Source organism: Ignavibacteriota bacterium (genome assembly GCA_016716225.1).
In the GTDB taxonomy this organism is placed as follows: domain Bacteria; phylum Bacteroidota; class Ignavibacteria; order Ignavibacteriales; family Melioribacteraceae.
On the sequence record JADJWT010000001.1, the window covers coordinates 1,740,377 to 1,762,814 of the forward strand.

19 protein-coding genes are annotated in these 22,438 nt (G+C 28.2%); 9 read left to right on the top strand and 10 right to left on the bottom strand.

Annotation, left to right across the window (positions count from 1 at the left end; translation table 11 throughout):
- The 4 genes from menH (at window position 1) to IPM32_07475 (ending at window position 4,094) form a co-directional block, all read left to right on the top strand.
- Window positions 1-837 (top strand): 2-succinyl-6-hydroxy-2,4-cyclohexadiene-1-carboxylate synthase, encoded by an 837-nt coding sequence (menH, locus tag IPM32_07460; protein MBK8945099.1) that lies wholly within the window; start codon window positions 1-3, stop codon window positions 835-837.
- A complete protein-coding gene (gene menB / locus IPM32_07465) occupies window positions 834-1,667 on the top strand; it encodes a 1,4-dihydroxy-2-naphthoyl-CoA synthase (protein ID MBK8945100.1) in 834 nt (277 codons plus the stop codon). The genes menH and menB overlap by 4 nt, the downstream gene beginning before the upstream one ends.
- 3 nt (window positions 1,668-1,670) lie before the next feature.
- Window positions 1,671-2,567: a 1,4-dihydroxy-2-naphthoate polyprenyltransferase gene (locus IPM32_07470; protein MBK8945101.1), complete on the top strand. Its 897-nt coding sequence runs from the start codon at window positions 1,671-1,673 to the stop codon at window positions 2,565-2,567.
- Window positions 2,568-2,642: 75 nt separating this feature from the next.
- On the top strand, window positions 2,643-4,094 hold the full coding sequence (locus IPM32_07475) for an acyl--CoA ligase (protein MBK8945102.1): 1,452 nt from the start codon (window positions 2,643-2,645) through the stop codon (window positions 4,092-4,094).
- On the opposite strand, the gene IPM32_07480 is transcribed toward IPM32_07475, so the two are convergent.
- On the bottom strand, window positions 4,086-4,484 hold the full coding sequence (locus IPM32_07480) for an acyl-CoA thioesterase (GenBank protein ID MBK8945103.1): 399 nt from the start codon (window positions 4,482-4,484) through the stop codon (window positions 4,086-4,088). The genes IPM32_07475 and IPM32_07480 overlap by 9 nt on opposite strands.
- Before the next feature lie 92 nt (window positions 4,485-4,576).
- Here IPM32_07480 and IPM32_07485 point away from each other — a divergent pair, with 92 nt between their 5' ends.
- Both IPM32_07485 and IPM32_07490 read left to right on the top strand, forming a co-directional pair.
- A complete protein-coding gene (locus IPM32_07485; GenBank protein MBK8945104.1) occupies window positions 4,577-4,978 on the top strand; it encodes a thioredoxin family protein in 402 nt (133 codons plus the stop codon).
- A gap of 55 nt (window positions 4,979-5,033) precedes the next feature.
- Complete coding sequence (locus IPM32_07490; protein MBK8945105.1) at window positions 5,034-6,341, top strand: toxin-antitoxin system YwqK family antitoxin; 1,308 nt, start codon at window positions 5,034-5,036, stop codon at window positions 6,339-6,341.
- Window positions 6,342-6,345: 4 nt separating this feature from the next.
- Here the strand turns inward: IPM32_07490 and IPM32_07495 are convergent, their stop codons facing one another.
- Window positions 6,346-7,299, bottom strand: coding sequence for a PQQ-like beta-propeller repeat protein (locus tag IPM32_07495; GenBank protein ID MBK8945106.1), 954 nt, complete (start codon window positions 7,297-7,299; stop codon window positions 6,346-6,348).
- Window positions 7,296-7,745 carry a T9SS type A sorting domain-containing protein gene (locus IPM32_07500; GenBank protein MBK8945107.1) on the bottom strand — a complete coding sequence of 150 codons (450 nt, stop codon included), beginning with the start codon at window positions 7,743-7,745 and terminating at the stop codon, window positions 7,296-7,298. The genes IPM32_07495 and IPM32_07500 overlap by 4 nt, the downstream gene beginning before the upstream one ends.
- A 2,093-nt stretch (window positions 7,746-9,838) precedes the next feature.
- On the opposite strand from IPM32_07500, the gene IPM32_07505 reads away from it, so the two are divergent.
- Window positions 9,839-11,023: a thiolase family protein gene (locus IPM32_07505; protein ID MBK8945108.1), complete on the top strand. Its 1,185-nt coding sequence runs from the start codon at window positions 9,839-9,841 to the stop codon at window positions 11,021-11,023.
- A gap of 74 nt (window positions 11,024-11,097) precedes the next feature.
- Window positions 11,098-11,937: a hypothetical protein gene (locus tag IPM32_07510; protein ID MBK8945109.1), complete on the top strand. Its 840-nt coding sequence runs from the start codon at window positions 11,098-11,100 to the stop codon at window positions 11,935-11,937.
- 10 nt (window positions 11,938-11,947) lie between these two features.
- On the opposite strand, the gene IPM32_07515 is transcribed toward IPM32_07510, so the two are convergent.
- From IPM32_07515 to IPM32_07525, 3 genes are all read right to left on the bottom strand, one after another.
- Entirely contained in the window at window positions 11,948-12,508 is a 561-nt protein-coding gene (locus IPM32_07515; protein MBK8945110.1) for a hypothetical protein, read from the bottom strand.
- Window positions 12,509-12,714: 206 nt separating this feature from the next.
- Window positions 12,715-15,135: a TonB-dependent receptor gene (locus IPM32_07520; protein ID MBK8945111.1), complete on the bottom strand. Its 2,421-nt coding sequence runs from the start codon at window positions 15,133-15,135 to the stop codon at window positions 12,715-12,717.
- Between the two features lie 183 nt (window positions 15,136-15,318).
- Window positions 15,319-17,499, bottom strand: coding sequence for a carbohydrate binding family 9 domain-containing protein (locus tag IPM32_07525; protein MBK8945112.1), 2,181 nt, complete (start codon window positions 17,497-17,499; stop codon window positions 15,319-15,321).
- 252 nt (window positions 17,500-17,751) lie between these two features.
- Here IPM32_07525 and IPM32_07530 point away from each other — a divergent pair, with 252 nt between their 5' ends.
- Window positions 17,752-18,006 (top strand): hypothetical protein, encoded by a 255-nt coding sequence (locus IPM32_07530; protein ID MBK8945113.1) that lies wholly within the window; start codon window positions 17,752-17,754, stop codon window positions 18,004-18,006.
- A 74-nt stretch (window positions 18,007-18,080) separates the two neighbouring features.
- On the opposite strand, the gene IPM32_07535 is transcribed toward IPM32_07530, so the two are convergent.
- The 4 genes from IPM32_07535 to IPM32_07550 form a co-directional block, all read right to left on the bottom strand.
- Window positions 18,081-18,761, bottom strand: coding sequence for a tetratricopeptide repeat protein (locus tag IPM32_07535; GenBank protein MBK8945114.1), 681 nt, complete (start codon window positions 18,759-18,761; stop codon window positions 18,081-18,083).
- A gap of 83 nt (window positions 18,762-18,844) precedes the next feature.
- Window positions 18,845-20,662 carry a protein BatD gene (locus tag IPM32_07540; protein ID MBK8945115.1) on the bottom strand — a complete coding sequence of 606 codons (1,818 nt, stop codon included), beginning with the start codon at window positions 20,660-20,662 and terminating at the stop codon, window positions 18,845-18,847.
- 9 nt (window positions 20,663-20,671) lie between these two features.
- Entirely contained in the window at window positions 20,672-21,394 is a 723-nt protein-coding gene (locus IPM32_07545) for a tetratricopeptide repeat protein (protein MBK8945116.1), read from the bottom strand.
- Window positions 21,384-22,436: a VWA domain-containing protein gene (locus IPM32_07550; GenBank protein ID MBK8945117.1), complete on the bottom strand. Its 1,053-nt coding sequence runs from the start codon at window positions 22,434-22,436 to the stop codon at window positions 21,384-21,386. Before IPM32_07550 ends, IPM32_07545 begins: the two co-directional genes overlap by 11 nt.
- Window positions 22,437-22,438: the final 2 nt, after the last annotated feature.

Sequence of the window (22,438 nt, forward strand, 5' to 3'; positions counted from 1 at the left end):
ATGATTTTAAAAATTGATAATCTTGAATTTAATTTAGAATATGATGAAGAAAATTTACATTCAAAAATACCAATTTTATTTTTGCATGGATTTACCGGAAATTTAAATGATTGGAAATTTCTTGAGGATAAAATCCCACAATATTTTACTCCTATTTTTATTGATTTAATTGGACACGGAAAAACATCATCCCCGAATAATGCCGAATTTTATTCATCAAAATCACAAGTTGCATTTCTTAAAAAATTAATTGATGAACTTAATTTGACTAGAATTATAATTTGCGGATATTCAATGGGCGGAAGACTTGCACTTGATTTTGCTTATGAATTTCCACAAAATATAATTGCTTTGATTTTAGAAAGTACATCTTTTGGAATTCAAGATGAAAAAGATAAATTAGAAAGAATAAAAAATGATTTTCAAATTTCTAAGAAATTAGATGAAATTACGTTAGAAGAATTTTTAGATTTTTGGTTTGAACTTCCGCTATTCAATTCACTAAATAAAATGCCTCAAGAAAAATTATTACAAATAAAAACTGAAAGAATAATATCCAATAATAAAATTGGGTTGAAAAATTCCTTAATTGGGTTCAGCACCGGAAAAATGAAAGATTATTATGCTTTAGCAAATAATTTATCAATGAAAATATTTTTAATTACCGGTGAACTTGATTCAAAATTTACTCAGATTGGAAAATCAATTTTACCAAAATTAGCAAATGGGAAATTAGAAATTATACATGACGTGGGGCACAATACTCATTTAGAAAAGCCGGAAGAATTTCTTAAATTAATTATCAAATTTTTACTAAATATTTTGGACAATAAATGAGTTTTAATTGGAAAAAAGTTAAAGAATATAAAGATATCATTTACGAAAAAAATGAAGGTATTGCAAAAATAACAATTAACAGACCAGAAAAGAGAAATGCATTCCGACCCGAAACAGTTTTGGAAATGTATGATGCATTTTCCGATTCTCGTGAAGATCCCGAAATTGGTGTAATTTTATTAACCGGTTACGGTCCAGCAAAAGATGGGAAATATGCATTTTGCTCCGGCGGTGATCAGAAAATTCGTGGTGATCAAGGTTATGTTGGGGGAGATGGAATTCCAAGATTAAATGTTTTGGATTTACAAAAATTAATTAGGAGTATTCCCAAACCAGTAATAGCATTAGTTGCCGGGTATGCAATTGGCGGTGGTCATGTTTTACATGTTATTTGCGATTTAACAATTGCTGCTGACAATGCTGTATTTGGTCAAACCGGACCAAAAGTTGGAAGTTTTGACGGTGGTTTCGGTTCAAGTTATTTAGCAAGAATTGTGGGACAAAAAAAAGCCAGAGAAATTTGGTATTTGTGTAAACAATACAACGCAGAAGAAGCAGAAAAAATGGGACTCGTAAATAAAGTTGTTCCGGTTGAAAAATTAGAAGAGGAAGGAATTGCTTGGGCTAAACAAATTTTGGAACATAGTCCGCTTTCAATTCGATTATTAAAATCTGCATTCAATGCAGAATTAGATGGACAAGCTGGCATTCAAGAATTAGCTGGAAATGCAACACTGCTTTATTATATGAGTGAAGAAGCTCAAGAAGGTAAAAAAGCATATAACGAAAAAAGAAAACCGGATTTTAAAAAATTTCCACGAGTGCCTTAAGGTATGACTGAATCAATAAAAGCATTAACGAAATTAGATACTTGGATTTTAGCAAGTCGTCCTAAAACTTTACCGGCTGCTGTTGTACCGGTTTTAATTGGAACCTCAATAGTTTCATTTGAAACAAAAGTAAATTTTCTTGCTTCTGCTGTTGCATTAATTTGTGCTGTATTAATTCAAATAGGTACAAACTTTGTAAATGATTTGTATGATTATTTATCTGGCGCTGACAATGAAACAAGAAAAGGTCCGCTAAGAGTTTTAGCTTCCGGTTTAATTACAGTTAGTGAAATGAAATTTGCAATCTTTCTTGTTTTTCTAACAACTTTTATTTTAGGATTGTATTTAGTTTACATTTCAACGTGGATAACTTTGCTTATTGGAATTCTTTCAATATTTGCAGGAATTGCTTACACTGCCGGTCCATATCCGCTTGCTTACAATGGATTGGGCGATGTTTTTGTTTTTCTATTTTTTGGAGTTGTTGGCACAGTTGGTACTTATTACGTTCAAGTTGTTGAAATTTCAGCTATGGCAATTTGGGCTTCAATTCCGGTTGGAGCATTAATTACAAATATTCTTGTCGTAAATAATTACAGAGATATTGATGAAGATAAAGAAGTTGGTAAAAATACACTTGCAGTTAAAATGGGAAGACGTTTTACACAATACCAGTATTTGGTTTTCATGATTTTGTCATATTTAATTTTGTTTGTTGTTTACTTCACATACAATCAAAGATTGTTTGTTTTTCTTCCTTTGTTAACTTTACCATTATCAATAAAATTAATTAGAATGATTTTTTCATACACTGGTAAAGAGCTTAATAAAACATTGGAATTAACTGCAAAACTTTCTGCATTTTACGGATTTCTTTTCGCAATTGGAATACTTTTATAAATTATTTTCAGATTTAACTTTAAAAGTAATTCATCTGATTTTGTTACTTTTCACTTAATTAAAAATTTTAATTTCATGAAAATAAAATCGCAAAATAATTTTTGGTTAATACAGCAATTCAAAAAAAATCCTGAAACTATTTTTATTAAGAATAATTCAAGCGAATTTACATTTTCTCAAGTTTTTGAATTATCAAAAATGACTTCACAATATTTTGTTAAAAAAGGAATTAAAAATGGTAATCACGTTGCAATAATTTCTGAAAATAATTTGGATTTTATTATTACTGTAAATGCACTTTGGTTTGTTGGCGCAATTCCGATTTTGATAAATAACAGACTTAAAGAAAATGAAATAATAAATTTATTGAAACATTCAGATTCAGATTTTTTAATAATTATTGGGAAAAAATTTAATTCATTGTTGATTGAGAAAATAAACAAGATATATTTTCATTTAGACAAATTAAAATCTCCAAATAACTTTAATGATTTTGTAAAATTAGATGTAAATAAAACGGCGGTAATGATTTATTCATCCGGTTCAACCGGAAATCCGAAATTAGTTCAAATCACGTTTAAAAATTTATTTTCAAGTTTTACTTCTGCTGATAAATTAATTAAACATTCTCCAAATGATATTTGGCTTGCTTCGCTTCCGTTTTTTCACATCGGCGGATTTTCAATTTTTACGCGCGCAATTTTATCTGGCTCAATTTTGGCAATTCCAAAATCACTAAAAGAAAATGATTTGTTTGATGCAATTAAAAAATTCAAACCGACTTTAATATCATTAGTTCCAACAATGCTTAAACGAATTTTAGAAAATCAAAAGCGAAAATTAGAAAGTATTAGAATTGCATTTATTGGCGGAGGTCCATCAACGCAAAAATTAATATCTGATTCAATAAAAAATAATTTTCCAATTTGTACAGTTTACGGTTCCACTGAAACCTCATCAATGGTAACTTTTGCTGATTTTAATAATTTAAAAAAACATGGAATTTCTGCGGGAATTACTTTTCCAAATGTTGAACTAAAAATTATAAACAAAAATTATAAAAAAATTACCAATGGAAAAGTTGGTGAAATTGTAATTACATCGGATTCTATTGCTTTATCTTACTATAAGAATGAAAAGATTAATAATTTGAAAATTGGAAAATTCTTCACAAACGATTTAGGGAAAATTGATGAAAATGGAAATCTGCAAGTTTTAGGAAGAAAAGATGATATTGTAATTTCCGGCGGAGAAAATATTTCATTAAATGAAATTAGAAATTTACTTTTAGAAAAATTTAAATATGAATTTGAAACTTTAAAAATTGCCGATGAAAATTGGGGAGAATCTTATTTTCTAATTATTGAAGCTAAAAAATCAATAAAAATTAAAAATGAAATAACTCAATATTTGAGAAAAAATATTGCATCGTATAAACTTCCAAAAGAAATATTATTTGTAAATAAATTTCCAAGAACCGAATTGGGAAAAATTAAAAAAAGTGATTTAGTAAAAATATTAAATTAGATGTTCTTTAAGAATTTGTCTTAAATCGTTTGGCAAATCCGTCTTTTTAAAATCTGATTTTTTAACAAAAACATGAGTGGTTTTAACTTCTGCAGAAATTTTATCATTTACAATTAAATCATATTTTAATGTAAATGATGTTATGCCGATTTCATCAACGTAAATTCCACAAATTATTTTATCTCCAAATTTTACCGGAGACTTAAACTCGGCATTTGTTTTTATAATAGGAATAACAAATTCATCATCAAGAAAAAAATTTCTTTTCAAATTTAAACTAGCAAAAAATTGTTCGTATGCAAAGTGTGCTATTTTAAGATAGTTGGCAAAAAATACAATTCCTCCCGGATCCGTATCAGAAAACATCACTTTGTATTCAACGCTGAACATTTACGCTCTTTAATCTCTACTTATCGAAAAAAATATTAGTTATATTTCAATCCAAAATTAGTATTTATTTATAATGTTAGAAAGGTTTTTTTGTGGATTTATTACTTATAATTGTCTCAGTTTTTCTCGGAACATTCATTTTATTTCAATTATTTATTTATTTAAAATCAAAAAAAAGTGTTGGCAATCAAATTCCATTTAGTGAAATTAATTCTGAAGTTGCAGAAAAAATAAAAAACAAAAAAAGTATTTTGTATTTTCATTCGCCTACATGTTACAATTGCAAAACTCAAACTCCAATTATAGAAAAATTGAAAAAGGAATTCGATTCAATTTTTTCAATTGATATTAGCAAGGATTTACAAACTGCAAAGGCATTCGGAATTATGGGAACTCCATCTCTAATATTTCTGGGAACAAAAACAATTGAAGGATTTTATGTTGGTGTAAAAAATGAAAAGTTTATTCTTGAAAAACTTCAAAGTTTATCCTAGTAAAAATACTTCAAAAATATTTATGAAAATATTTTGTTAACCTTTAGAAAAAATTATGCAAAATAAAATAATTCCACTTTTATATTTATTTGTAATTTCATTTTTACATGCTCAGGAAGTAGAGATAAAAAAAACATTTTATCCAAATGGAAAAATTGAAACAGAAGGAGAATATATAAACGGAGTAAAACATGGAATATATAAAGAGTTTTATGATAACGGAGTTTTGTGGAAAGAATGGAAATTTGTAAATGGAAAAGAAGAAGGAATTTCCAATTGGTATTTTATGGATGGAACTTTAAGCATGATTTGGAATTATAGGGATGGAAAACTTGAAGGCGATGCAACTTGGTATTATGAATCGGGTGAGATTTGGTCAATTCCACATTATGAAAATGATATTCAGCAAGGATTTACAAAAACGTTTTATAAAAGCGGAGCTATTCAAGGAATTTGGCAATATGTAAATGGAAAGTTAAACGGAATTTCAAAATTATTTTTTGAGAATGGTAAACTAGAAGTTGAAAAAAATTATACAGATGGAAAACTTGAAGGAATAAGTAAAGTTTATAATAATTACGGCGGTGTTGCTCTTGAAGCAAACTATAAAAATGATGAGCTGGATGGAACATCATATTTTTATTATCCGGATAAATCGATAAAAGTAATAGATACATATAATAACGGACAAATTGTTAAACGTATTCGTTATGATATTGTCGGAAATTTTGAGAAACTTGAAGAAAATTTTACCGATTTTTTCGGTGACGGAACAATCAAATCAGAATTAAATTTTAAAGAAGGAAAAATTAACGGAATAAATAAATACTACTATCCCGGCGGTTTTATTAAAGCAATCCTAAATTATAGAGATGAAAAACTTGATTCAGTTTGCAGATATTTTTATGAAAACGGAATTCTCCACAAAGAAATAAATTATGTAAACGGATTTAAAAATGGGATAACTTTTGATTATGATAGTTTGGGAATTTTATTTGCAAAGTCCAATTTTTCCGATGATGAATTGGATGGCGAAACTATTTACTTTTACAAAAACGGTAATGCAGAAATAAAATTTAATTATGCAAAAAACAAATTGGAAGGTAAGCAATTGATTTATTTTGGTAATGGAGAAGTTGAAGCGGAATTTTATTATAAGGATAATTTGTTAAATGGAATGAGCACAAAATATTTTGATAATGGGAAAGTTAGAAACTACGGAATGTTTAAAGATGGGAAAATGGATGGAAAATTTTACGAATATTATAAAAATGGATTGTTAAGATTTGAGAAAATTTATTCACAAGATACTTTAGTTTCACAAACTTTCTACAATGAAAAAGGTTTAAAAATCACAAAATAATTTTTCAATTAATTTTCACTTCAAAATTTTTGCCATCAAAAAAAAGATAAAAATTTTTGTTTAAATATTTCAATTCTACTTTCTTAAAAGAAGTTTCAAATTTATATAAATATAAATTTTCACCAAATTTACTTTTTGAAATTACTTCCGCATTTTGATAAATCCAATTTCCGTTTTCCAAATTTGCATTTTGAGACTTTATAAAAACTATATTTTCATTATTCCAAATAGCTTCTAAATAAATTTCATTACTTGCTAAATGTTCTTTCCACAGAACTTTATTTTCATCCATATCAAAACAAAATAAATTTTTATTTGTGAAACCTAAAAATAAATTATCGGTATCACAGAATTTTCCGTTTGCAAATTTTTCATTTATTGATGAAATTAAATTGCCATTTGAGTTATATATTTTTGTTTGATTTAGAATTTTTTCATCACTCCAATTATAAATAGAAACCGCAATAAATTTTCCATTTCCCGTAAATGAAATTCCCGAAGTAATTCCATCTTCAACATTTATTGAATCTTTAATTTCACCGTTTTCATTGAATAAGAAAATTCTATTTAGAAAATTTTCCGAAATTAAAACTGCTAGATTATTTTCACTATTATCTGCAATAATACTTTGCTCGTTATGCTGATGAGTTTTGTAGAGAAAATATTTTTTATGAATTTCATTATTTTCATAAAATTCAATCAATCCTTCTTGCGAAAAGATTAAATAAAATTTATTTGAATCTAAAATTTTTACTTCCGGAGTTGATTGAAACGGCTCTAATATTTTTGTGAATGATTTGCGAATAACTCCATTTTGCGAAAGAATAATTTCAATCTCGCGTTTTTCTGAGTAACTTTTTTCAGAATCAATTTTTTGGAACGTAATACTATTTTGTGCAAATAGTAAATTGAATTTTAACATAAATAAAACAAAAATTATTTTGTAAATATTTTTCATTTCAATAAAATCATTTTTTTTGTTTGAATAAAATTATGTGTTTTCAATTGAAAATAATAAACTCCACTTGCCAAATCTCTTGCATCAAATTCAATTTTGTAATTTCCCGGTTTTTGTTTTTGATTAACTAAAGTTGCAACTTCTCTTCCTAGAATATCATACACAATTAATTTCACATTGTCATCCCGAACTTGATTCGGGATCTCAGAATTATTAAGATGCTGAAATGAATTCAGCATGACAGATTGCGGAATGCTATATTCTATTGTTGTAATTGGATTAAAAGGATTTGGGAAATTTTGAAAAAGTTTAAATTCATTTTGTATAGTTTTTTCTTCGTCAATTTTTACAGTAAGAATATTTAAATACTCTAAAAATAATCTCATTAAAATTTGTCTTTCAACTTCATTACCAATTGCTTCAAACGGAAATGAAAGATAAATCATTTGTCCAATTTTTGTACTTTCTCCAAAAGTACCGGTATATGCAATTCCACCTTTTCTATGCAAACCATCGCGGTCAAATTCAAAATTGTAGTTCAGAATTGGAATAGCTCCGTTTATAGGCTCAATATCATCGGGAGCAATATCATAAAATGATGTATTAAAATTTTCAAATTGTGTATTTTCTTCACCATTAAGTTCAGTCAAAATATCAAGTCCGTCATGAATTAATTTTGATTTCAAATATTGATGAAAAAATAACGTATCTGAAGATTCTGAATTGGAATGTTGTGTTTCTAAATCTTGACCAATATTACTTCCGGAAATTAAAATTTTTCCACCTTGTTCCAAATAAAGTGCAATTTTATATTGTTCCATATTTACAAAAGTATTATCAGCCATGGAATTATCACCAACAAACCAAATAACTAAATCATAATTATTTAAATCAATTTCTTCATCTTCAATTGCTTCATCAATACAAGATGAAACACTAAAATTCGTATTTGAAATAAGCGGATTAAAATAAATAGTATTTATTAAATGCTGTGGATTTTGCCATCTGCTATTAGTTTCATATCGACTAAAGCCATCTATAATTAAAGCTTTTTTATTTGATGAAAATGCTGCTGAGTAAATATCGCTTGTTTCAGATTCATTTCCTGCAGAATCAATTGAAGTTAAATAGAAATACAAATCTTTTTCTTCGGATGGAAATTGAAATGATTTTGTATTTTCAAAAGTAAATTTTGTTAGATCAGATTTTAAAACACTTTCATCTGCTGCCAATTTCCAAATATTTAAATTTTCATCTTCAGCATAATAAATTCTATAACCCAAAAGTTTATTGCTATTGTATTTTTCCCAATTAAATTCTAAAGAATCATTTTTTACTAAAACTGATTTTAACTTTGGCGGTAATTTCTGCACCGTAATTGGAAATTTTTTTGAAGAAAAACTTCCACGTGTATCTTCTGAAAAAATCTCTAATAAATAATTTCCATCATCAAAAAGATTTGTATTAAGAAAATTGTTTGGAACTGTTAATGTTGAATTGATATGACTTTCTCCATTTCCGTTTGTAAGCCAGTATATTGGATCAGAAAGAGTTGCAACATTATCAGCAAAAACAGTGTTTACGTAATTATCACTTGGTAAATAATAAAATCTATATTTTACTCCATTATCATTTGGTTCATAAATAATTTTAGTTCCATCTTCAGAAAGAATTCTATAACCTAAAATATAAGTTCCATTATTTACATTAGAAGAATTTGTTCCATTCGCATCTCTAACTTTAATTCTTATATCAACGTTTCCATTTAATTGATTTGGGGGAATTTCTATATTACTTCTGTCTTTAAAAAACTTAATTGTATTAGCTTCAATAATTGGCGGATTAGGATCAGAAAAAGGTGTTAAACCACCTTCTGGTCTAATCGGATTTATCTCATTTCCCAAACTGCTTGAAGAAACTTCCACAAATTCTCTTTCGATTAAATGAACATGTCCGGCACTTTCATAAATAGTTCCAAGAACTGTCAATCCCCTATAAACTTGCTGACCAACAGCTAAATTTGGATTAGGAACAACATGATAGTAAGTCATGTGTTTTTTCATTCCGTTAATTATTGATTTTACATTAATGTAAGAATCATAACCGTTATTTATAAGTGAGTAAATAATTCCATCTAAACAAGGATAAACTGGATTTCCATCCGGTTCTGCAATATCAACGGCATTATGAAAATGATCGGAACTTCCGGTATTTCTATATTCACCAAATGTTCCCGTAATTCCTTGGTTAGAATTTAAGGGCGGAACCGGCCACTGATATTTTGTAGTATCCGATTGCGAAATCAGATTTATAAAAGTTAACGTGAATACTGCTAAATAAAATTTCATATGAGAAAATTAGAATTTGCAAAACAATATAATTTATAATATGTAGAAAAGAAATTTATAACTTATTAGAACATTTAGCGGAAATCTAAAATTATTCCTTTGAGAAAGTAAAACTTAAGAAATAAAATATACTTGTAATTTCATCACTCAAAGATTAATATTTAATTAGTAAAAAAATGAATGAGGAAAAAATGAATGAATTAAAAGAAGTATATATAATTGATGCGGTTCGTACACCTATCGGTTCGTTTATGGGATCATTAAGTTCAATGCCAGCAACAAAATTGGGAAGCATTGTTATCAAGGCTCTCATCGAAAGAAATAAAATTCAAAATGATATTGTTGATGAAGTTATAATGGGTAATGTTATCCAAGCTGGAGAAGGTCAAGCTCCAGCAAGACAAGCTGCATTGGGAGCTGGACTATCAAATTCAACTCAATGTATGACAATCAATAAAGTCTGCGGCTCTGGATTAAAATCTGTTATGCTTGCTGCTCAAGCAATAATGGTTGGAGATGCAGAAATTATAATTGCCGGCGGTATGGAAAGTATGTCGCAAATTCCTTTTTATATGAAAAATGTTCGCAATGGTTATAAAATGGGAGATCAAAAAATAGTTGATGGAATGCTTGAAGACGGATTAATTGATGCTTACGATAAAATTCATATGGGAAATATTGCAGAAATTTGTGCAAAAGAATTTAATATTTCAAAGGAAGAACAAGATGAGTTTGCAATTGAAAGTTATAAAAGAGCATTAAAAGCAATTGATGAAAAGAAATTTATAAATGAAATTATTCCAGTAGAAATAGTCGGAAAAAAAGAAACAATAATTATTGATACTGATGAAGAACCGAAAAATGTAAATTTTGATAAACTAAAATTGTTAAAGCCAGTTTTTCTTAAAGATGGAACAATAACAGCAGCTAACGCATCATCATTAAATGATGGAGCTTCCGCAGTATTATTAATGAGTAAGCAAAAAGTTGAATTACTAAATATGAAACCAATTGCAAAAATAATTGCGCAATCAACTTTTGCAAAAGACCCAAAATGGTTTACAACAGCTCCAATTGATGTAATCAGAAAAGTTTTAAATAAAGCAAATTTAGAAACTAATGAAATTGATTTATTTGAAATTAATGAAGCATTTTCTGTTGTTTCATTAGCAGTGAATAAAGAATTAAGTCTTGATTCTTCAAAAGTAAATGTTAACGGCGGAGCAGTTGCTCTCGGGCATCCCATTGGAGCGAGCGGTGCAAGAATTTTAACCACTTTGCTGCATTCAATGATTGATAAAAATTCTAAATATGGTATTGCATCATTATGTATTGGCGGAGGGGAAGCTTCGGCAGTAATAGTTGAACGGGTATAAAAATTATTTTAAACCAGTTATATTAATTGTTTGTCAAACTATTATAATTATTGAAAATTATTAAGCAAAATTAAATGAAGAGAAAAATCATTTTGGGGATAATTTTATTTTCTGTTTTTAGTTGTGCAGATTTTGAAATTATTAGTAAGTGGAATGAAAAAGAAATTTCTATCGATGGAAGTAAACAAGATTGGAAAGGAAAAATAAATTATTTTGAAGATGAAAAAGTTGCAATCGGAGTTTTAAATGATGATGATAATATATATCTCTGTTTAATAACTTCTGATAGATCTAAAATTCTAAAAATTCTAAGTAATGGTTTTACAATTTGGTTTGAATCACCAAATAACTATAAAAACAATTTTGGAATTCAGTATCCTATTAAGAAAAAGTTTGATGATAGATTTGAAAATATGCCGGATTTTATTAACGAAAACGAACCTAGTAATGGAGATAAAATTATAAAAAGGGGGGAAATATTTCCCGGAAAATTGTTTGAAAAATTTAAAACAGAACAAAATGAAATTTTAATAATTAATGAAGATAACTTTCCTCTAAATGTTTATAAATTAAAGAATGATTCTGGTTTAGAAATTTCAGCAAATTTAGAACAAAATCAATTTATATATGAATTGAAAATTCCTTATGCAAAAAATAAAACTAATAAAATTTATTATGATGCATTTCCAAATGATGACATTATATTAAGATTTGAAACCGGTGAAATAGAAAAACCAAAATTTACTGATCGTAGTAAAAGAGGAGGAATTAGAAATCCGGGAAATGAAGGTAATGATAGAGAATTTACTCCAAGAGGAGGAAATAACGAAAGTAGCGGCAAAAGAATGGGAATGGATGAAATGATGAAGCCAATAGAATTTTCCCTAAAAATTTTACTGGCTTCAAATAAATAATCTAAAGATTTTAATTCAATGCACTTGTTGGTAAATCTACAGTTCTCATTGCATTAAAACTTCCAGAAATTGAAATTTCTGCATCAGTTAATGCATTATATAACTTTCCGGTAAAAGTTCCGGAAACTTTTCCACCAACTGCTCCATAACTAGAAATTGTTATTGATCCAGAATTATCTTTCCAGAAATAAAATTTTGATAAATCGCCACTTCCTGAGGAAAGTGTTATTCCAGTTCCTTGTTCAGTTTCTTCTTCCTTAAAGTTAAATGTTCCAGTTTTGTTCGTTCTTGCGTAAATCAAAATTTGAATGTCTTCTGGAAATACTCCATTAATAACTGTCATCTGAGACGCAGTTGCATAAGTTGAAACACAAGTATTAGCAATTAATGATTTGTTGCTCCATCCATCTCCATTGATTGATAAAGTTGTGTTTGTCGAATTATTATTATTATCATCGTCATTGTCTGTTGGATTACTATCATCTCCGCAAGCTGAAATCATAAATAAAATACTGGTTAACATTAACATGCTAAAAAAGTATTTTTTTGATTTTCTGAAAAGAATTTTCATTTTGCTTCCCCTTTTTGTTTAGCGTAAATAATTTTGGTTAAATAAGAATGAAAATAACTATTTCAAAAATAGTAATGTTATGATTCAAAACACACAATAATAAATAAATTGTAAATCAGTTATTATATATTAAAATGTTTATGTTGAATAAATATTTGTAAAATAAAAACTAAAGTAATATTGATAATATTTTTTAATTGCGAAAATTAAAAATCTTCTCCTCCGCCTTCCATTTCCATTCCAGAGCCTTCTCTTTCGCCTCTATTTTTAGATTTGTAGTTGTTAAAATTAAATCTCAAGTTCAGCATAACAACAGGAGATTCCATAACAAATTTATTGTATCTGTAAAAGTCATATGATTCGGCAGAGAATTCACGTTTACCAGTTCCAAATATATCACGAACTTGCAAAGTAAGCGCGAGTTGTTTATCAAAAAACATTTGTCTAAATGCAGCTCCAACCATAACAAAATCCTCATTTCTTCCTTGAGCAGAAACGGTTGGACTATTATAAAAAAGGTTAAGCTGCAACTGAGAAATTTGCGAAATATTTATACTATTATTTAATCTTGTATTCCAATTAAAACTTTCTCTATCAAAATTTGTTTCATTCAACTGGCCAACAATTTTATAGTTATAAATATTTCCCATTAAATTAACGTTCCAAATTTTAACTGGATCAAAATTAATCATTAGTTCGCTTCCGAAAGAATAATCCTTCCCTACATTATCCATAGATCGCAAAGTAACATTTTCGGAATATGCAGTTTGATATGATTCAATTTTATTATTGTTAACTCTGTAATATAATTCTGCAGAGAAAAGACTTTTATCAAACATTCTCTGATAACCCAATTCGTAAGAATCAATATTTTCCGGTTCAAGAGAAGGATTTCCTTGGCGAACATTATACGAATCCATCCAAGTTAAAAATGGTTCAAGTTCCCATCCGCGCGGTCTTTGTATTCTTCTTGTGTAACTTGTCATAAATTGATTTCTTTCATCAAGTTTATATGAAAGGTGAAGCGAAGGAAAATAATCCCATCTATCTACAGAAAACTTTTCATTTGTGTTATTTAGTTCGATTAAACGATCTGTGTATTCTGTTCTGAAACCAACTTGAAATCCAAAATTATTAATTTGATTTGAGTACATTGAATAAAGTGCATGAACATTATTATCATAACTTACATCTTTGCTGAAAAGATCTTGAATTTTAAAATCCGAAATTAGGGAATCATATAAAAAATATTCATTGATTTCATCTGAAATATCAAGCTCTGAATTTATACCAGCTTCAAATTTTGATTCAGCTGAAATTGGCAGCGAATAATCAATTTTAATTTCTACCGATGATGATGGTCCTTTTTCAGTTTGTTCTTGTCCGTTAACAATTAAATTATTTATATCTAATTGTTCATAAGATGTAAATTCATCCGAATTATTTTTTTGTAAAATTATATCACTTGTTATTGTATGATTTTTTGTTTCAAAATTATGACTGAAATTTAAACCGGCGCTATAAAAATATCCGCTTCGTGATCTATCGCTAATTGTTGTATAATTAATTTCATTGGGATTCAAATCATTCCATTGTGAATATGAAAGTGTAGAATTATTTGTTCCGTCTCGATAACCAAATCTACCGTTAAATGTTAAAATGTCTTTTTCACTTAAACTTAAAGCCAGCGAGCTTTTTATTCCATAATTTTCTCTTCCGTGATTTCCATTTCCGGTTGATGAATTATAAAATTTATTTTGATTAAATAATGTCCAACTATCAGAAATATTTTCACCTTCCATTAAATGTTTGCTGTAATCCAATCCTAAACTAAAATTTATTGGATTATTTTTTAATTCGAAAACAGCATCAGCACCGTATCTTGTTCCGTTCCCGCCATTTAAATTTGCAATTCCGCTCATTCCTTCCAAAGAATTTTTCTTGGTAATAATATTTATAATGCCAGCAGTTCCTTCTGGATTATATTTAGCTGATGGATTTGTGATTATTTCAATATTTTCTATTGTACTTGCGGGAATATTTTGCAAAGCTTCGTTTGATTCAAGAATTGTCGGTTTCCCATCAATCAAAACTGTAAAACTTGAACTTCCTCTTAAACTTACATTTCCTTCAATATCAACAGTTACGGAAGGTACATTTTCCAAAACATCAACAGCGTTTCCGGAAATTGAAGTTAGCTGTTCACTTACATTTATAACTTTTTTATCAATTTGGTATGAAACAGCAGCACGTTCTCCGCTAACAATTACATCATCTGTATTAAAACTTTCTGCTTTTATAAGAATTTCACCCAAATCTAAATTTGTAGTTGGAGTTATTTTTAGATTTTTTATTGTTGAAGATTCATATCCGATAAAACTAACTTTTATATAATATTCGCCTGGGCGTATGGAAGAAATATTAAAAATTCCCTCAGAATTTGTAACCGTGCCGTTTACTTGAGTGCTATCTCTATGACTAAATAAAATTATATTAGAATATTCCAATGGAACTTTTGCATCTTTATCAAGAACTTTTCCGGTAATTGAGTTATCTAATTGTCTTTGTGCAAAAATTAATAATTGTAAGTTTAGGAAAACTAAAAGTAGTATTGTAAATTTTTTCATGCGGATTTCTTTCAAGAATTTTGAATAAATGTTTGATGTTAGACAAACTAAATGAAAAAAAGTTTAGTCGACTAAAATGAATTTGTAAAAATAATTTATTAATAGGATTGATGCTTATAAAAAAGTAAATAAGGATTTTTGATATAAGAAACTATATTAAATATTCAGTTGGGGGAATAAAAACTAAAAGTAATATAAATACTTTACCTTAAAAACTCCGGCTCTATTTTTAACATGTAATTTTCTTTCAAGCAAATTATTATTTGAATCATATCTATTTGTTCTGTCTTGAACTTCATTAATTGCTAAGTAAATCCAACTTTTAGGTGAAAAATTGTAAGCGAATAAAAATCCTAAAATAATTTGCTCCAATTTATCAGAGGATTTTAGGTAGACATTATCCAAATACATTTTAATATTCAAATCATTTACCGGAGTTAAAGAAAAATATGGTCTTGCGTTTAATGTAATATCTTCAATTTCATTTTGCGGATTTCCTTCTACAAATAAATCGATTGAAGTACCCAGATTTAGAAAATTTAAAGTATTCCAATTTAAGTTACTACCAGCCCATGAATAAAACGCTAAAAATTCCCGTGAAAAATTATATGTATTTGAATAACCTCCATAAAAATTTGCAGACCATTTGGGTGAAATATTAAACCAAGAACTTATATTTGCACTGTATGATGAATAATAAATTTTTTGATCTTTTGATTTTCCGGCATCCAAATTTATTTCAAATCCCCAATTTTTTCTGAAATTCATATTAAATCCAAGAACTCCGCCATGATCTGTATAATTATCAAATTTTTCCCAATTTAAATAACCGCCAAAGTAAAGAAGAATTGCGTTTATTGAGCCTTCATCAAATTGCCATCTTGGACCAGTTAATGCAACCGAATTAGAAGTCCCACGCCAAGGAACGTATCCAATTTGATCAATATCGAATTTGTTTCCGATGTATCTGCTTCTAAATAGATGAATCCAATTATCCATAAATTGAGTGTAACCAGCTGATGCTGCGTAATCTCCTTCATTATTTTTGAATGATCTTGCCAATTGATAAGCTAATTGCCAATTTGATCCTCTAAAAGCTCCATCCAAATCTAAAACTCCGTGATCTTCATTATTATAATGCTTTCCTACGAATAATAATCCAACTGAGGAATTCTCAAAAATTTGTTTTTTAATTCTTGCAGAACCGAATATTGCGCTTTCTTCGGTTAAATTTTCACCGTCATTTTTATAATCGGTTTTGCCGGTTAATGCAAAAAAACCGCCATATTCAATATCATCATATCTACCAAAAGCTCTAGTTCCAACTTGAAGTGGAACTTCTGTGCCATCCGGTAAAAGTTTACCAATTCTTCGCGAATAGAAAAGTTCTAAGGGTCGGTAAAATCCGGTATTTCTTTGTCTTCCAGAAGGTGAAAAAACTTCATTACCTTCTGTGAAAAATGGTCTTTTTTCTTCAAAATATGATTCATATCTCGAAATATTAAAATCAAACGGATCAGCTTCAATTTGTGCGAAATCCGGATTTGCGGTAAGTTGGAATGTTAATGCTTGAGAAGGATTATAAAAAATATCAATCCCAGCGTTTAAATCAACATCATACTTTTCATTTTTTGTAAGAATTGCTTTAGAAATTCCCACCGGATAAATTTCTAAATTTAATCCATCGACTTTTGGTTTAAAACCATTTAAATTTAAGCTGCCAAATTTAGAAATTCGTTGACCTTCATTTTCTTCGTATTTGCACCAATAAATATCTTCTGTATCAATTGGTCGCCATCTATCAAAATCCAAACCCCATTTATTTATAGATTTTTCATATTGAATTGATTTATATGGAATTTCCATTTCAACAACATAACCCCAATTATAGATTTTTGCATCGGCAAACCAAATTCCATCCCAATTATAATCTCTGTTTCTTGCATCATCTAATAATCTGCAATCGCTTCTTACTCCACTGGCAGAAACTGCAAATTTATAAGCAGTTCTTTTATCCCCAAATGTGTCAATCATAAAAGACACAATATCTCCGGTAAATTCATCTAATTTTCCGGTGTTACTTTCAATATTTTCAATTTCATCATAACAAATCATTAAGCAGTAAATCGAGTTTTCATTAGTGATTACTTTTGAAATTGTTTTTTTAATTGGATCAACTGCATTATACGGTTGAAATTGGACAAAATCTGAAACAGAATCTGCTAAATTCCATGAGTCATCAATAAATCCATCAATATGGATTTCTTTATCAATTAAATTTAAATTCAATTCTTTTTCAGAATTTTGCGAATTTATATCATTTATTAAAAATGAAAGAAAAACTAAAGCGAAAATAGATTTCATAACTTTCCTGAATTTGCTCTTTTTTTGACGTAATAATTAATTATTGGTTCAGTTTTTAGTTAATTAAAAATTGTTTAGCACAAAATTTTTGTTGAATCATTTTGAAACACAAAATTTACGTTTTTCATTTTAAGACGATTCAATTATTACTGAAAAGTTCCCTTTTAATCTAAATTCTAACTTTTTGATATTGGCATTATAGTTGGATAGTTAAGATCAAATATCAAAATAGAATACTCAAAAGGAGCCAGAATGATTTACGAAGCAGAAAAATTTGATTGGACAATTGATAATAGAGGAAGCAATAAATTAAACCATAACTTATACAGAACTCCTCAAGGAAATATATATTATCATAGAATTAAATTTAATAATTCTGATGAAGAAATCATTTCGCAAGTTAACCCTGATGTAATTTGGGCTTTAGAATTTGAGGAATCTGAAATTAAAAAATATTATTTACAATCACGTAACTGGTTAACAAAAGAGTATCAAAAGGCTTCTTAGTTGTAGATTTATTCAATAACTCCTTTTGGAAAATTTATACAAAGGATCTTTCTAAAATTTAGAAGATCCTTTTTTTATATTTCCTCAAAACTTTGATTTGGTAGCCAGCCAACCTTTCCATCGGAAAGTTTAATTTTTGTCCAACTTCCAACTTTATCTTCAATTTCAAACTTTATTCCTTCATGAATTACAAATGCATCATTTGCTTGAATATCCGGAGAAATTTTTGCTGAAATTACTGATTGAAGTAAAATTCCGTTATTATTTGTTACTTCACGATTTATACTTGAAATGAACAAAATTATTGATACAATAAGCAAAATTGAACTAATTGTTCCTGAAATTAACGCTAATTTTTGAAGTTGAATGTTTCTGATTAAAAAGAAAATTCCAATACTTATTAGCAACAATAAATAAAAGATGAAAATAATAATTTGCCAAGAAGTTGAAGTAAATTGTGAAAGTAAAACATTCCACCAATGCACAAAAAATAATGGAGGAATTTCTTGAATTTTATCAACTGTTCTTGAGTTTGCAATTCTTAAATTATAAGCGGCATCTTCGTTTGATGGAGATATTTTAAGAGTTTTTTCATAATACAAAATTGATTTTCCTAAATGACCAACTTTAAAATATGTATTTCCTAAATTGTAAAATAATTCTCCGCTAATGTAACCTTGTTTTAAAATTGATTCATAACTGGAAATTGCTTCGCTATATTGCTTATTTTGGTAAAAATCGTTTCCTTGTTTCATAATAGTTTCCAAATCTTGAGCAGAAACTTTTATGAGGAAAGCAAAAAGCAAAATTGTAAATAATAAATTTTTCATATTTATAATTATTTTTTAACAGAAACGGAATTTTCTAATTTACCGATAATTTCTTCAACACCTTTATATAAAGATTTATCATTATCACTTCCAACAGCATTTGGAGCAAATCTTGCAAATTCACATTTCTCAGAAATTTTCTTCAGATTATTTATAAAATCTTCATCCAAATTATAATTTCTTAATTTATCAATTGCTCTATCTAAAGTAAATTCAGCTTGTTGAATTCCTAATTTATCACCTAAATATCCAAATAATGCAGATGATAAATTATTGTAATATCCGCCTAAATCATTTTTTTCTAAAGATAAATTTGCATCTTTAAGTTTTATTTTGGCATTTTTTACTGCTTTTTGATAACGCAATAAAGATAAATTTCCAGCTAATTTATTTTGCTGATTATTGAAAAATATTAGTCCGACTAAAATGCCCAATGGTAAAATTAAACCAATCCAAAACAAGAAACTTATTTTTGCAACTTCTTCTTTTTTAATAAAATCTGAAGTTGATGTTACAATGTATCTAATATCTTCATTTAAAAGTTTTACATCTTCTTTTGAATAACCTGAAACGATTTGTGAATTTACGCCGGTTCCTTCTTTAACATTTATGGTGAAAGGAGAAGACTGCAAAGTTATATATTCATTTTTATCCAAATCGAAATAAGTAAACTCTAATGGTTGAATTTCTTTTACGCCGGGAATTCTTGGAACAATTAAAAATTCTATATCTTTTCTTCCGGAAACCAAATTTGATCTAAAGATTTTCTCGCTCGTTTTTGGTTCATATTTTTCAAATCCGGCTGGGAAATTAATTTCCGGTAATTTTAAAAGTGCAATATTTCCGGTTCCGGATATTTTAGCATTTACCGTAATTGCTTCATTTTGTTCTACATTAGTTTTATCCAATTCCACATCAAAATCAAATTTGCCAACTGCTCCGGAAAAGGAATTTGGTGAGTTATCCGGCAATGGTTCAACATTTACATTGATACTATTTGATTTTGCAAGATGTTCAATTGTTTCAGTTCTGCCGAAAAATGAATCATTGAAAAAATCATCAAAAATATCATTTCTACTTCTTTTACTTTTTACAATTACGGGAACTTTTAATTCAAACGGTGTTAAAGTTAGCTTTCCGCTTTTTGTTGGAAAAAGTGCAGCTTTTTTAATTACAGCAGCTCTATATCTTTCTCCGTTATACATTTCAATTTCAAATTGAATATTGTTAGAAGTTTCTAAATCTTCTGTCCAAAATCCGTTGTAAGTAGGAAGTTTTGATATTTGCGGCGACGAAATATTTAATTTTGTGTAAAGTTTATAAGTAACTGTAACTTGCTCGCCTTGCTTTACATTTGTTTTATTTGGAATTGCTCGAATGAAAACATTTTTATCAAGCTCAGCTTTACTAATTCCCATTTGCTTATCAACATTCTGATTTGTTGAAGTTCCTTGAACTACGTTTACTGAGGTTGGATTTGTTGTTAAAGTTGTTCCCGAATAAACAATTGATGCAGAACCAATTTCTGCAGTTCCAAGATCAGAAGCTACAACCACAAATGAAAAAGTTAGTGATCCGGAAACTTGTCCGTTAATAATCTGCATACTTCTTGATTCATTAGGACCGCTTAAAACTTTAAGACCTTTAAAACTTGGAGATTTAAATGAGCTTAGTTTATTTAAATCTCCATTCTCAAATGTAAAGTAAACTTGAAATCTCTCATTTTGTCCAACAGTTGATTTATCAACGCTAACAGAAAATTCTTGCGCAAATAAATTGACTGTTAGAAAAACTAATATAAATGTTAAAAATTTTAATTTTTTCATAAGCATAAATTACCAATCTTTTTCAACATTCGACTTTTTAACTTTCTGCTCTCTCATTTTTTTCTGTAATTCAGCTTCGTTATTTTTTAATGCATCTAAAATTCTCTGAGCTTCATCTTTAGAAATTTCATCCTTTGGTTCTTGCTTTTGTTGCTGTTGATTTTGTTGTTCTTCCTTTTTCTGATCTTGATTCTGCTTTTGATCTTGCTGATCTTTATTTTGATCTTGTTGATCTTGGTTTTGCTGTTGATCCTTATTTTGCTGATCTTGATTTTGATCATTTTGGTTTTGCTGGTTATTCTGCTGGTTTTGCATTTGCTTTATTGCGTAAGAAAGATTGTATTTTGTTTCCATATCATTTGGATTTAATTTTAAAGCTTCACGATAAGCTCCAATACTTTCTTTCAACTTTTTAGCTTTCAACAAAGAATTACCAATGTTATGAAAAATTTTAGCTTTATCTTCATCAGTTTTTGCAAGCGCAAACGAATTTTTGAATTCTTCGATTGATTCTTCAAAACGTCCTTGTTTATAAATTGCATCACCTAAATTAAAACGTGATTCAAAACTTTCTACGTCTGATTCAATTCCTTTTTTGAAATTAGTTTCTGCATCGGCATATTTATTTTCTTCATATGCATCAACTCCTTCATTTACCAATCCTCGTGTTGATTGAGCAAAAGTTGCAGAGCTAAGCACTATTCCAATAAAAAAATAATTCTTAATTTTCATTTTGAATAAATTCGTCTTGTTTTTCAAATTTTGCAAATAATTTTGATTTTTTCTCTTTGATAAAAATTTCTGCAATTAATAAAAGTAAAGCCGGAATTAAAAAATAATAATATCTATCTTCATACTCAGTAATTTTTGTTGCACCATATTCCGAGCCTTCTAAACTTGCTAGATCATCGTAAATCATTCCTAATTCATCATCAGTATTTGAACCTTGGTAATATTTTCCGTTTGCTTTACTTGTAATTTCTTGAAGCGTTGTTTCATCAAGTTTTGTCAAAACAATATTTCCCGAAGCATCTTTTTTATATCCAATTTGATTTCCATTATTTCCATAAACCGGAATTGGCGCGCCTTGCGGGGAACCCAAACCAATTGCATAAATTTTTATATTTGAATTATTCGCTTCTTCAATCGGAGTTTCTAATTCGCCTTCATGATCTTCGCCATCGGTTATAACAACAATAGCTTTTTGAGTTTCTTCATCTTTTTTAAATGAATTTAAAGCAAGTTTTAAAGCCGGACCAATTGCAGTTCCCGGTTGCGGAACAGAATTTACACTAACTGCCGAAAGAAATAAATTTGCTGCAGAATAATCTGTAGTTAACGGAAATTGAATAAAAGCCTTTCCGGAAAAAACAATTAACCCAATTCTATCACCCTTTAATTTTTGAATTAATTTTGCAATATCGTGTTTGGCTTTTTCCAACCGACTTGGTTTGATATCTTCGGCTTTCATACTTAACGAAACATCTAAAAGAATGTAAACATCTATTCCAACTTGTTTAACTTCTTCAATCTTAGAACCTATTTGCGGATTTGCTAAAGCAAAAATCAATAATATAATTGAAAGAATTATCAATCCGTTTTTCAGTATAATTTTGAATTTACTTCTAAGCGGAAAAAGTATTTTGTGAAGTTTTGCACTTGCGAATTTATCAAGTAATTTATTCTGATTTTTATTTACATACCAAACCAAAGCAATCAAAATTGGTATAAGGTATAATGCATAAAGATATTCGCTATGTGCAAATCTAAACATAA

Coding starts and splice junctions, on each gene's coding strand:
- menH (MBK8945099.1), top strand. CDS start 1: ATGATTTTAAAAATTGATAATCTTGAATTTAATTTAGAATATGATGAA.
- menB (MBK8945100.1), top strand. CDS start 834: ATGAGTTTTAATTGGAAAAAAGTTAAAGAATATAAAGATATCATTTAC.
- IPM32_07470 (MBK8945101.1), top strand. CDS start 1,671: ATGACTGAATCAATAAAAGCATTAACGAAATTAGATACTTGGATTTTA.
- IPM32_07475 (MBK8945102.1), top strand. CDS start 2,643: ATGAAAATAAAATCGCAAAATAATTTTTGGTTAATACAGCAATTCAAA.
- IPM32_07480 (MBK8945103.1), bottom strand. CDS start 4,484: ATGTTCAGCGTTGAATACAAAGTGATGTTTTCTGATACGGATCCGGGA.
- IPM32_07490 (MBK8945105.1), top strand. CDS start 5,034: ATGCAAAATAAAATAATTCCACTTTTATATTTATTTGTAATTTCATTT.
- IPM32_07495 (MBK8945106.1), bottom strand. CDS start 7,299: ATGAAAAATATTTACAAAATAATTTTTGTTTTATTTATGTTAAAATTC.
- IPM32_07500 (MBK8945107.1), bottom strand. CDS start 7,745: ATGATTTATCTTTCATTTCCGTTTGAAGCAATTGGTAATGAAGTTGAA.
- IPM32_07505 (MBK8945108.1), top strand. CDS start 9,839: ATGAATGAATTAAAAGAAGTATATATAATTGATGCGGTTCGTACACCT.
- IPM32_07510 (MBK8945109.1), top strand. CDS start 11,098: ATGAAGAGAAAAATCATTTTGGGGATAATTTTATTTTCTGTTTTTAGT.
- IPM32_07515 (MBK8945110.1), bottom strand. CDS start 12,508: ATGAAAATTCTTTTCAGAAAATCAAAAAAATACTTTTTTAGCATGTTA.
- IPM32_07520 (MBK8945111.1), bottom strand. CDS start 15,135: ATGAAAAAATTTACAATACTACTTTTAGTTTTCCTAAACTTACAATTA.
- IPM32_07525 (MBK8945112.1), bottom strand. CDS start 17,499: ATGAAATCTATTTTCGCTTTAGTTTTTCTTTCATTTTTAATAAATGAT.
- IPM32_07530 (MBK8945113.1), top strand. CDS start 17,752: ATGATTTACGAAGCAGAAAAATTTGATTGGACAATTGATAATAGAGGA.
- IPM32_07535 (MBK8945114.1), bottom strand. CDS start 18,761: ATGAAACAAGGAAACGATTTTTACCAAAATAAGCAATATAGCGAAGCA.
- IPM32_07540 (MBK8945115.1), bottom strand. CDS start 20,662: ATGAAAAAATTAAAATTTTTAACATTTATATTAGTTTTTCTAACAGTC.
- IPM32_07545 (MBK8945116.1), bottom strand. CDS start 21,394: ATGAAAATTAAGAATTATTTTTTTATTGGAATAGTGCTTAGCTCTGCA.
- IPM32_07550 (MBK8945117.1), bottom strand. CDS start 22,436: ATGTTTAGATTTGCACATAGCGAATATCTTTATGCATTATACCTTATA.